The sequence below is a fragment of the Qipengyuania marincola genome (assembly GCF_029688625.1).
Lineage (GTDB): Bacteria > Pseudomonadota > Alphaproteobacteria > Sphingomonadales > Sphingomonadaceae > Qipengyuania.
In genome coordinates, this window is the sequence record NZ_JARULC010000002.1 from 587,613 (window position 1) to 598,235 (window position 10,623).

At 63.2% G+C, this 10,623-nt stretch carries 11 protein-coding genes and 1 tRNA gene; 5 read left to right on the forward strand and 7 right to left on the reverse strand.

From position 1 onward, the window contains the following. Positions 1-189: 189 nt before the first annotated feature. Entirely contained in the window at positions 190-1,401 is a 1,212-nt protein-coding gene (locus P8Q88_RS08150) for a DUF445 domain-containing protein (RefSeq protein ID WP_278323649.1), read from the forward strand. A 15-nt stretch (positions 1,402-1,416) separates the two neighbouring features. Here the strand turns inward: P8Q88_RS08150 and P8Q88_RS08155 are convergent, their stop codons facing one another. From P8Q88_RS08155 to sucC, 5 genes are all read right to left on the reverse strand, one after another. Further along, entirely contained in the window at positions 1,417-2,343 is a 927-nt protein-coding gene (locus P8Q88_RS08155; protein WP_278323351.1) for an energy transducer TonB, read from the reverse strand. A gap of 61 nt (positions 2,344-2,404) precedes the next feature. Continuing rightward, complete coding sequence (locus P8Q88_RS08160) at positions 2,405-3,334, reverse strand: electron transfer flavoprotein subunit alpha/FixB family protein (RefSeq protein WP_278323352.1); 930 nt, start codon at positions 3,332-3,334, stop codon at positions 2,405-2,407. A gap of 29 nt (positions 3,335-3,363) precedes the next feature. Then, on the reverse strand, positions 3,364-4,110 hold the full coding sequence (locus tag P8Q88_RS08165; protein WP_278323353.1) for an electron transfer flavoprotein subunit beta/FixA family protein: 747 nt from the start codon (positions 4,108-4,110) through the stop codon (positions 3,364-3,366). A gap of 185 nt (positions 4,111-4,295) precedes the next feature. After that, on the reverse strand, positions 4,296-5,084 hold the full coding sequence (locus P8Q88_RS08170; RefSeq protein ID WP_278323354.1) for an FkbM family methyltransferase: 789 nt from the start codon (positions 5,082-5,084) through the stop codon (positions 4,296-4,298). Positions 5,085-5,089: 5 nt separating this feature from the next. Next, on the reverse strand, positions 5,090-6,289 hold the full coding sequence (sucC, locus tag P8Q88_RS08175; protein ID WP_278323355.1) for an ADP-forming succinate--CoA ligase subunit beta: 1,200 nt from the start codon (positions 6,287-6,289) through the stop codon (positions 5,090-5,092). Positions 6,290-6,409: 120 nt separating this feature from the next. Here sucC and P8Q88_RS08180 point away from each other — a divergent pair, with 120 nt between their 5' ends. Next, positions 6,410-7,204, forward strand: a complete 795-nt coding sequence (locus tag P8Q88_RS08180) for a 3'(2'),5'-bisphosphate nucleotidase CysQ (protein WP_278323356.1) — start codon at positions 6,410-6,412, stop codon at positions 7,202-7,204. Positions 7,205-7,266: 62 nt separating this feature from the next. On the opposite strand, the gene P8Q88_RS08185 is transcribed toward P8Q88_RS08180, so the two are convergent. Further along, entirely contained in the window at positions 7,267-7,965 is a 699-nt protein-coding gene (locus tag P8Q88_RS08185; protein ID WP_278323357.1) for a YiaD family glycine zipper/OmpA-like lipoprotein, read from the reverse strand. Positions 7,966-8,151: 186 nt separating this feature from the next. Between P8Q88_RS08185 and P8Q88_RS08190 the strand changes: the two genes are divergently transcribed. Continuing rightward, a complete protein-coding gene (locus tag P8Q88_RS08190; RefSeq protein WP_278323358.1) occupies positions 8,152-9,471 on the forward strand; it encodes a hemolysin family protein in 1,320 nt (439 codons plus the stop codon). A gap of 80 nt (positions 9,472-9,551) precedes the next feature. Here the strand turns inward: P8Q88_RS08190 and P8Q88_RS08195 are convergent. Next, positions 9,552-9,626: transfer RNA gene (locus P8Q88_RS08195), tRNA-Thr, on the reverse strand. A gap of 111 nt (positions 9,627-9,737) precedes the next feature. On the opposite strand from P8Q88_RS08195, the gene P8Q88_RS08200 reads away from it, so the two are divergent. Beyond that, entirely contained in the window at positions 9,738-9,905 is a 168-nt protein-coding gene (locus P8Q88_RS08200; protein WP_278323359.1) for a hypothetical protein, read from the forward strand. 30 nt (positions 9,906-9,935) lie between these two features. After that, positions 9,936-10,622, forward strand: a complete 687-nt coding sequence (gene gpmA, locus P8Q88_RS08205) for a 2,3-diphosphoglycerate-dependent phosphoglycerate mutase (protein WP_278323360.1) — start codon at positions 9,936-9,938, stop codon at positions 10,620-10,622. The last annotated feature ends 1 nt before the right edge of the window (position 10,623 follow it).

A 10,623-nucleotide genomic window follows, 5' to 3' on the forward strand; every position in this document is an offset into this window, starting at 1 on the left:
ATGCAGCAAAAACGCTAAAGATCTTTCTGGGCATATGGACTCTCCTTTCAATAGATTTGACGCGACGCAATTTGGTCACCCGTTATCGTATTCCAAATCTCACTCAGCGCAAATTTTTGGGAAAGAATCGACAGAGAAGACTTCCTTTTGAAGATTGAGATCGAACACACTCCCGACCGCGCGCGCGCCATGCGGCGCACCGCGACGGGCCTGATCGTGCTGATGGCGGCCCTGTTTCTCCTGTCTGGGCGCTATCTCGAGCTGCATCCGGCCTGGGGCTATCTCCACGCTTTCGCCGAGGCGGCCATGGTCGGCGGGCTGGCCGATTGGTTTGCCGTGACCGCCCTGTTCCGCCGGCCCCTGGGCCTCCCGATTCCGCACACTGCGATCATTCCCGAAAACAAGGACCGCATCGCCGACACCATGGCCGGCTTCCTGCGGGAGAATTTCCTGACCCCGGCGGTGGTCGGACGGCGCATGGGCTCGATGAACCTCGCCAAGGCGGTGGGAAGCTACCTTGCCGATCCCAAGGCCACCCGCGATACGCGCATCCGGCTCGGCGCGGGCGAACTGGCGGTGGAAGTGCTGGAATCGCTCGATCCCGACAGGCTCGGCGGTCAGGTGCGCACGGGCATCAAGTCTCAGCTCGACAAGCTGGAAATCGCGCCGCTCCTGGGTGGCATGCTCCATGCGATGATTGCCGATGGTCGCCACAAGCTGCTGATCGACAAGATCATTCGCTGGGCAGGGCTCGTGCTGGAGGACAATGAGGAGCTGGTGCGCGATATGGTGCACAAGCGCGCCAATGCGATCCTGCGTTTTACTGGCCTCGACGAGCGCCTGGCCAATTCAGTGATCGATGGCCTCTACAAGCTGCTGGCGGAAGTGCTGGTCGATCCCGATCATCCGCTGCGCGACAAGATCGAAGAGGGCTTGCAGGAATTTGCCACCGGGCTGCGCGAAGATCCCGAGTTGCAGGCGCGGGTGGAGCGGATGAAGCGCGAATTGCTCAACAACCCGGCCATTGCCGAATGGTGGCAGGGCGTGTGGGAGCGCCTGCGCGCCAACCTCATCAAGACGATCCGCGAATCCGGCGGGCTGGGCTCGAGCTATGTCAGCGAGACGCTGGGAGAGCTTGGTGCTGCGCTACGCGACGACGAGCGCTTGCAGCGGCAAGTCAACCGGTTCGCCCGCCGTACCGCCGTCGGCATCGCCACCCGCTATGGCGACCAGATCGTGCGTCTCGTATCGGAAACCGTGCGGCGCTGGGACGCGCAGACGATAACCGATCGGGTAGAGAGCGCAGTGGGCCGCGATCTCCAGTTCATCCGCATCAATGGCACGATGGTCGGTGGTCTTGTCGGGCTCACGATCCACTTCGTAAGCGAGACCTTCTTTTGACCAAGGGCTTAAGCGCTACCCGATGCGATAGAAAATCCGGTTGAGGTAATAGGAGCGGACTCCATTGCCTTTGGCATCCTTGGCGGGTTCGAAGACGGCTTTCTTCCGCATGACACCGCAGGGGCTGTCGTACTCGCCGAAACGATCAGCCACCGTCTGGTTCACCATCACGCAATCCTCGAGAGTCCCGTCGGCAGTCACTGTCATACGCAGCATGAAGTAGGCCTGCGCACCCGTACGCAAGGCCTTGAAGGGATATTCCCGCTGGATGGTGTCTACGACCTGTTCCATGTTCGTGATCCGAGGCGGGCTGACGACATGGCGTTGCTGTTCGGGATCAAAGCCCCAATGCTTCACCAGATCTTCCGTGCACATGTTCAACGCTGCGAGCGCCTTGTCCATCGGACCCAGGTCGAGCCGCACATCAGCGCGCCCTTTCTGGCTCAGGGTAAAGCGCTCGATGGGTTTGGCAGGCGGCGCATCCAGCGCCGCGAGCCCGACCGGATCGCTCGACCAATCCCGCTCGTCCTCACTCTCGTCCGATATCTTTTCGGAAGAAGCGACAATCGGGCTCGAAGCGGTCACAAGCCGACCGAATTCGCCCAAATCCATATCCCTGACTTCGATTTCGCCCTGGTCTCCACCCGGACCGAAGGCGTAACTTGCCTTTTCGCCAATCCGGTAGTCGTCGACGAGAGGACCGGCGACTGCCCAAGTCGCTGCCCGCGACGGTTCCCACTGCTCGAGGTAGAATGCTGTCCGGGCATCTTCCGGTCCGAACATACGCAGTAACCGGCATTTGTGTTCTGCCATGTCGAGGTGCCAATTGCTGGCAGGCTCCAGGACGGACGCTGCTGCATTCGCCGTAGCCGCAGAAGGCATTGTAAGTGCAGTCGCAGCCGCAAGCGTGAATGCGGCGGAAACTGATTCGATGCGGCTCATGTAAAAATCCCCCCGAAGCTTGGATGCTTCGGAGGGATATTTATCGGCTTAGTGGCGAGGATCAAAGTTTTTCGGTCAATTCCGGCACGATTTTGTACAGATCACCGACAATGCCGATGTCTGCGACTTGGAAGATCGGAGCATCCTCGTCCTTGTTAATGGCGATGATGGTTTTGGAATCCTTCATCCCGGCGAGATGCTGGATCGCGCCCGAAATGCCGATGGCGATGTAGACTTCCGGAGCCACGATCTTGCCGGTCTGGCCGACCTGGTAGTCGTTGGGGACATAGCCTGCATCCACCGCGGCGCGGCTGGCGCCGATCCCGGCATTCAGCTTGTCGGCCAGCGGGGTGATGACCTGGTCGAATGTTTCCGAATCCTTCAACGCGCGACCACCCGAAACGATGACCTTGGCGCTGGTGAGCTCGGGCCGGTCGCTTTGGGCCATTTCTTCGCCGACGAAAGACGAGATGCCTGCATCGCCAGTGCCGGAAACCTCTTCGATCGCAGCCGATCCGCCTTCGGCTTCTGCCTTGTCGAAGGCCGTTCCGCGTACGGTCAGCACCAGCTTTGCGTCCGAGGATTCGACCGTAGCGATGGCATTGCCCGCATAGATCGGACGGGTGAAGGTCTTGTCGCCTTCCACCGAGAGGATGTCCGAGATCTGCATCACGTCGAGCAGGGCTGCCACGCGCGGTGCGATATTCTTGCCGGTGGTGGTAGCCGGAGCGACGAAAGCGTCATAGCCGTCCATCAGCTTGGCAGCGAGCGGCGCGACGTTTTCGGCCAGCTGGTGTTCGTACGCCGCATCGTCGGCCTTGAGCACCTTCGAAACGCCCGCGATCTTGGCAGCCGCTTCGGCAGCGCCGCCACAATTCGCGCCCGCCACGAGAGCGTGAACTTCGCCCAGCTTGCCTGCAGCAGTAACGGCGGCAAGCGTGGCGTCGGCGACGGACGTGTTGTCATGTTCGACCAGAACCAGAGTGTTCATGTCAGTAAATCCTTATTCCGCGGGTCCGCTCAGGCGATACCCATGGCCTTCATCTTGGCGACCAGCGCATCGACGTCCTCGACCTTTTCGCCCGCTTGGCGAACCGGCGGCTCGGAGACATTGGTGGTCTTGAGACGCGGCGCGGTGTCGACACCGAAGTCGCTCGGTGTCTTCGTATCGAGCGGCTTCTTCTTTGCCTTCATGATATTGGGCAGCGAGGCATAGCGCGGCTCGTTCAGGCGCAGGTCGGTGGTAACGATGGCCGGCAGGGTCAGCTTGACCGTTTGCAGGCCGCCATCGACTTCGCGCTTCACGGTGACGCTGTCGCCGTCGACCTCGACCGTGTTGGCGAAAGTGCCCTGCGGCCGGTCCATCAGCGCCGCGAGCATCTGCCCGGTCTGGTTGCTGTCGTCGGAGATCGACTGCTTGCCAAGCATCACGATGCCCGGCTGTTCCTCGTCCGCGATCGCCTTCAGGATCTTGGCGACGGCGAGCGGCTCGAGATCGTCGTCGGTTTCAACGAGGATCGCGCGGTCGGCGCCCATCGCGAGTGCGGTGCGCAGCGTTTCCTGCGCCTTCGCCGGGCCGATCGAGACCGCGACGATCTCCTCGGCCTTGCCCGCCTCCTTGATGCGGATAGCTTCCTCGACGGCGATCTCGTCGAACGGGTTCATGCTCATCTTCACGTTGGCGAGGTCGACGCCCGACCCGTCCGCCTTGACGCGCGGCTTGACGTTGTAGTCGATCACCCGCTTGACGGGGACGAGGATTTTCATGCGAATTCCTTCCTCTCGAAAAAGTCTGCCGCCCACCTACCTTGCGTTTACGTAAACGTCAAGCAGGTGACCCTGCCGGGTGTGGCGCAGAGATCCTCGGGCCGGAGGCAGAGCGACTGTCTCCGAATCTGTACTTGTAGTTCTATTATGCTTGGCCGCGGCGAAGGTTTCCTGCGACCTTGCCATCAGGGCGCGCGTTCGAATGCCGCACACAGATCGTGCCGATAAATCTGACGAAAGCCGAGCTCTGCAAGGACCGGCGGCGTGCCCTCGGGACCGAGCAAATGCTCACCCGCTTCGAGCAGGATTCGACGACAGTTTTGCAGCGCGCCACTCTCGTGGGCGAGCACGGCATCTTCCGCCCCCTCGATATCCATGACCAGATCGAAGCAGGTGATCGCGTGCTTTTCGAGCAGCTGCGACAGCGTTCGCGTTGGCACCTCGACATTGCCATCGTCCGATACTTTGCCGGACAGGCCGCGGCCGGCTGCGAAACGAACGGTCTGAGCGCCGCTGTAATCGATGGCAAACTGTTCGACCACGACATCGCCAAACCCATTGAGCTCGAGATTGCGGCGGGCGCGTGCCGCGAGCGACGGCTCGGCTTCCACCGAGATTTGCCGTTTGCCTGCCGACCGGCGCCGCGCGAGTTCGCACGAGATCACCCCGATCGACGCGCCCAGCTCCACGACATCGTGCGTGCCATCGTAGAAATGCGTGGCCATGTAGCGTTCGCCGCGCTCGTAGAGACCGACCAGAAGGGAAGCGGCGTGGCGCTCGTGCCCGCCGCGCAAGTCAAAGCGCAGCCCCCGGCTCGCGACGATCCCGTCACTGCCCAGCGCAAGGTGTCGCAGAGCCGGATTGTCGGCCAGCGCCGCAAAGGCGCGCGCCTTGAGCGGTTCAGGCAGGCGCGCGCGGATGCGGTCGAGCAGCGGTTGGCGAAGCGGCGACCCCCTGGCTCCGGAGTCGCGCATCCGGCTCAGGCGGCCTTCTTGACCTCGGCCACGATCTTGCGCGCAGCATCACCCAGGTCGTCGGCGCTGACGATCGGAAGGCCGGAATTCTCGAGGATTTCCTTGCCGGCTTCGACATTCGTGCCTTCGAGGCGGACGACCAGCGGGACGGAAAGATTCACGTCCTTCGCCGCCTGCACGATGCCGTTCGCGATCACGTCGCATTTCATGATGCCGCCGAAAATATTGACGAGGATGCCCTCGACCGCCGGGTCCTTAAGGATGATCTTGAATGCCGCGGTGACTTTTTCGGTCGTGGCGCCGCCGCCCACGTCGAGGAAGTTGGCAGGGAAGGCACCGTTCAGCTTGATGATGTCCATCGTCGCCATGGCGAGGCCCGCGCCGTTGACCATGCAGCCGATGTTGCCGTCGAGCTTGATGTAGGCAAGGTCGTACTCGCTCGCCTCGACTTCGGCTGGATCTTCCTCGGTTTCGTCGCGCAGCGCCTCGATATCCTTGTGGCGGAACAGGGCGTTGCCGTCGAAGCTCATCTTGGTGTCGAGCACGATCAGCTGGCCGTCATCGGTTTCGACCAGCGGGTTGATCTCCAGCATCTCGCAGTCAAGGTCCATGAATGCGGTGTAGAGCTGCTTCGTCAGCTTCTGGCACTGCTTGTTCAGGTCGCCGGTCAGCTTCAGCGCGAAGGCGGCCGCCCGTCCGTGGTGCGGCATGAAGCCCTGCGCCGGGTCGATGGTGATGGTGGTGATCTTTTCGGGCGTCGAATGCGCCACTTCCTCGATGTCCATGCCGCCTTCGGTGGAGACGATCATCGCGACCTGCCCGCTCGCCCGGTCGACCAGCATCGAGAGGTAGTATTCCTTCGCGATATCGACCCCGTCGGTGACGTAGAGGCGATTGACCTGCTTGCCCTCGTCGCCGGTCTGCACAGTCACCAGCGTGTTGCCGAGCATTTCTTCCGCATCGCGCTTCACGTCATCGATCGACTTGGCGAGGCGAACGCCACCCTTCGCGTCTGCACCCAGCTCCCTGAACTTGCCTTTCCCGCGGCCGCCGGCATGGATCTGCGCCTTGACCACGTAAAGCGGCCCAGGCAGCTTCTTCGCGCCTTCCACGGCTTCCTCGACCGTGAGCGCGGCATGTCCGGCGGGCACCGCGATGCCGTATTTCGCGAGCAGTTCCTTGGCCTGGTATTCGTGGATATTCATGAGAGCGTTCGTCCTTCGCGCCGATGCGCGGCTGGAGGGTTGGGAATCGTGGCCGCGCATAAGCATACGTAGGCCTTCTTGAAAAGTGCCGCGTTCGGGTGCAGTTGCGCTGCCGATCCCATGATCGACAGCAAGCGCCTCGAATCGATCGTCTCCGAAGCGGGACGGATCGCCCACGACCTCTGGCCGGGGGCCGGCCATGACGTGCGCAGCTGGGAGAAAGAGCCGAACAGTCCGGTCTGCGAAGCAGATCTGGCCGTGGACGCCTTTCTCAAGCGCGAACTCGGCGCACTGCTGCCTGCAGCCGGGTGGCTGTCGGAAGAAACCGCCGATGCGCCCGAACGCCTTGGCCGCGACCTCATCTGGCTCGTCGATCCGGTCGACGGGACGCGCGATTTCATTCGCGGTCGCAAGGGCTGGGCGGTTTCCGTCGCCCTCATCAGCGCGGGACGCCCGCTCGTCGCCATGCTCGCAGCCCCGGCGCGGCAGGAGATGTGGAGTGCGGTCGCCGGGCGCGGCGCGCTGCGTAACGGCGAGCGGCTGGCGGCATCGACGCGGCGCGACTTCACCGGATCGCGCGTTCCGGCAGCCTCGCTGCCCAAGACCGACCGCGATCTCGTGAGCGTCGACCAGCCCAATTCGATCGCGCTGCGTATCGCGATGGTCGCTGCCGACGAGGCCGATCTGGTAGCGACGCTGCGCTGGGGCTTCGAGTGGGACATCGCTGCGGCAGGGCTCATCGCGCGCGAGGCCGGGGCGGCAGTAACCGACGCCTTCGGGCAAAAACTCGATTACAACAAGCGCGATCCGCGTGCCTTCGGAGTCCTGGCAAGTTCGCCTCACATCCACGAGGCGGCGGTTGAGCGGCTTGCGGGACGTGCCGCGGTGATCGGGCAGAAAAAGTCCACCGCATAGAAGCGGCATAGAAAAAGGGCCGATCCGCAGACCGGCCCTCTTCCTTCGCTTCGGTTATCCGATCAGTAGCCCTGCGATTGCTGGGCTGCTTCCACGTCCTGCTGATCGAACGGGATGATCTTGATTTCCACGCGGCGGTTCAGCGGCTCGTTGACGCCATCGGCGGTCTGGACGGCCAGGCGCGATTCGCCGAAGCCCATCCAGCGGATGCGCGACGATGCGACGCCCTGCGAGATGAGGTAATTCGCCACGGCCTGCGCGCGCTGTTCCGACAGGCGCTGGTTCACGTCGGACGGGCCGGTCGTATCGGTGTGGCCATAGACGTCCACGAGGCTGTTGGGGTACTGCCGTAGGCTGGCCGCCACGCGGTCGAGCAGGTCGCGGAAACCGGGCGAGATCTGGTAGCTGCCGGTCGCGAAGGTCACGCCGTCGGGCAGATTGACGAGGATGGCATCGCCGCCATCGACTTCGCTCACATCCACGCCGGACCCGGAAGTCTGTTCTTCCAGCTCCTTGATCTGCTGGTCCATGCGGTAGCCGACATAGCCGCCGGCCGCGCCGCCTGCTGCCGCGCCGATGATGCGTCCGGTCTTGCCGCCGATGACGCCGCCCAAAAGGCCGCCAGCAACAGCGCCGCCAACACCGCCGAGCACGGTGCGCGAGACCTTGCGTTCGCCAGTGTTGGGGTCGGTGACGCAAGCGGAAACGGTCATCAGGGATACTGCGGCCAGGCTGGCCGTCAAAACACGCGACTTCTTCATTTTGTAGTCCTCCTTCAACGCGGCCTGTTATCTGTATGCGGCCGCACGCGGTTGGACGCGCCCATCCCGCGTCGTGCCTCATCAACACCTTCGCGCGATCCTCGTTCCACGAGCGCCCAAAGCGGCGAGGGAGAAAGGCTGCGCAAGACGCTGGCACGCGGTCGCTTTTGTGCTAGCGCACGAGGCGTGACACCCTTTCCCTGGACAGATGTGCTGATCATCGCGGCGCTTATCGTGCTCAACGGCGTTTTCGCCATGAGTGAGCTGGCGATCGTATCCGCCCGCACCGCCCGCCTTCGTTCCGCGGCCCAGCAGGGCAATGGCGGGGCGAAAATTGCGCTCAGGCTTGCTGCCGAACCGGGCAAGTTCCTCTCCACCGTGCAGATCGGGATAACGCTGATCAGCATCATCGCCGGCGCCTATTCGGGCGCCAGCCTCGGCCAGCCGCTCGGCGAGAGACTGGCGGCGTGGGGCTTTCCGGCAGAATATGCGGCAGAGGCTGGCTTCGCGCTGGTGATCGCCCTCACCACCTATCTGACGCTGGTGGTCGGCGAACTGGTTCCCAAGCAGGTGGCGCTGCGGGCGGCGGCCCCGATCGCAATGGTCATGGCGCGCCCGATGGCCCTGCTGGCGAAAGTCGCGGCACCGCTGGTGTGGTTGCTCGACGCTTCGTCCGGCTTGCTCATGAAGCTGCTCGGCGTTCGCCGCAGCGGGCAGGCTGCCGTCACGGCGGAAGAGCTGCACATGCTGTTTGCCGAAGCGACCCAGAGCGGCGTTATTGAGCACGAGCAGCACCAGATGCTGCAAGGCGTTGTTCGGTTGGCTCAGCGCCCGGTGCGCGAGGTGATGACGCCACGCACGGAGGTCGACTGGATCGACCTCAATGCCGATGGCGCCGCGATCAGGGCGACGATAGAAAGCAGCCCCCATTCGCTCATGCCGGTGGCGGACGGCTCGCCGGACAAGGTCGTCGGCATCGTCAAGGTGCGCGAAATCCTCTCGCGCTTCGTCGCAGGCGAAACCGTCGATCTGGCGGCGCTGATGAAAAAGGCCGAGGTGGTTCCCGACCAGCTCGACGCGGTCGACGCGCTGCGAGTGCTGCAGCAGGCCGAGATCGCCATGGCTATGGTCCATGACGAATACGGCCATCTCGACGGTATCGTGACACCTGTAGACCTGCTGACCGCGCTGGTGGGCGATTTCGCCAGCGACCAGGATCCGGGCGATGCCCCCGGACTGGTCGAGCGCGAGGACGGGTCTCTGCTGGTTTCGGGATCGCTTTCTGCCGATACCCTGGCCGACCGACTGGGTCTCGAATATGGCGACGACCGCGAATTCGGTACGGCGGCGGGTTATGCGCTGCATGTGTTGAAGCGCTTGCCGACGGAGGGCGAGCATTTTTCCGATCAGGGCTGGCGCTTCGAGGTCGTGGACATGGATGGCCGCCGGATCGACAAGCTATTGGTCGCAAGCGAGACCGAGGCTCAGCCGGAAGAGGCGGAGTAGCGCCGGTTTCTCGCAGAGCGCCGAGCGCGCTCGCGCGGATGCGCGAGTGAAACAAAGAAAACCCATTTTTCCGCGAAAAATGGTGCTGCTGGGGAGGATTGAACTCCCGGCCTCACCCTTACCAAGGGTGCGCTCTACCACTGAGCTACAGCAGCACATGCCGCCGCAAGACGCCTTGCGGGGTGGAGGCGCGCGCTATTGGCAGAGCGGGCGGCAAAGTCAACCTTCGCTTGAGCCGAGGCGCGAAATTGGCAAAAGGTTGCGCCATGAGCGCCAAGGACGAAAAAACGACGCGCGAGGACCGCCTCGCGGCGAAACTTCGCGAGAACCTCCGCCGTCGCAAGGCCCAGGGTCGGGAGCTCGGCGGCAAGCCGGGACACGAAATCCGCGACTCGGGCGAGGACGGCCTTTCCAAGGATGGACCTGACCGCTAACGCGCGAAGCCACGCAATTCGGGAGCAAGAATGTCCAAGCTGATCCTCGTGCGCCATGGCCAGAGCGAATGGAACCTCGCCAATCGCTTCACCGGCTGGTGGGATGTCGACCTGACCGAGAAGGGCGAAGAGGAAGCGCGCGAGGCGGGCGAGCTGATGAAGGCCAAGGGGGTCCTGCCCACCACCGCCTTCACCTCGGTCCAGAAGCGCGCAATCAAGACGCTCAACATCGCGCTAGAGGCATGCGATCGGCTGTGGATCCCGGTGACGCGCGACTGGCATCTCAACGAACGCCACTACGGCGGTCTGACGGGGCTGAACAAGCAGGAGACGCGCGACAAGCATGGCGACGAGCAGGTGCATATCTGGCGCCGCAGCTTCGACGTGCCGCCGCCCGAAATGGAACAGGGCAGCGAATTCGAAATGGCGGACGATCCGCGCTATGCCGGGATCGACGTGCCGCGCACCGAAAGCCTCAAGCTGACAATCGAGCGCGTGCTGCCCTATTGGGAAAGCGCCATCCTGCCGCAGCTGGGCGAGGGCGAGACGGTGATCATCTCCGCCCATGGCAACAGCCTGCGTGCGCTGGTGAAGCACCTTTCGAATATTTCGGACGACGAGATTACCGGGCTCGAAATCCCGACCGGCCAGCCGATTATCTACGAGTTCGACGGCACGACGGTCGCCGGTGAACGCTATTACCTCAAGGACTCCTGAC

Coding starts and splice junctions, on each gene's coding strand:
- P8Q88_RS08150 (WP_278323649.1), top strand. CDS start 190: ATGCGGCGCACCGCGACGGGCCTGATCGTGCTGATGGCGGCCCTGTTT.
- P8Q88_RS08155 (WP_278323351.1), bottom strand. CDS start 2,343: ATGAGCCGCATCGAATCAGTTTCCGCCGCATTCACGCTTGCGGCTGCG.
- P8Q88_RS08160 (WP_278323352.1), bottom strand. CDS start 3,334: ATGAACACTCTGGTTCTGGTCGAACATGACAACACGTCCGTCGCCGAC.
- P8Q88_RS08165 (WP_278323353.1), bottom strand. CDS start 4,110: ATGAAAATCCTCGTCCCCGTCAAGCGGGTGATCGACTACAACGTCAAG.
- P8Q88_RS08170 (WP_278323354.1), bottom strand. CDS start 5,084: ATGCGCGACTCCGGAGCCAGGGGGTCGCCGCTTCGCCAACCGCTGCTC.
- sucC (WP_278323355.1), bottom strand. CDS start 6,289: ATGAATATCCACGAATACCAGGCCAAGGAACTGCTCGCGAAATACGGC.
- P8Q88_RS08180 (WP_278323356.1), top strand. CDS start 6,410: ATGATCGACAGCAAGCGCCTCGAATCGATCGTCTCCGAAGCGGGACGG.
- P8Q88_RS08185 (WP_278323357.1), bottom strand. CDS start 7,965: ATGAAGAAGTCGCGTGTTTTGACGGCCAGCCTGGCCGCAGTATCCCTG.
- P8Q88_RS08200 (WP_278323359.1), top strand. CDS start 9,738: ATGAGCGCCAAGGACGAAAAAACGACGCGCGAGGACCGCCTCGCGGCG.
- gpmA (WP_278323360.1), top strand. CDS start 9,936: ATGTCCAAGCTGATCCTCGTGCGCCATGGCCAGAGCGAATGGAACCTC.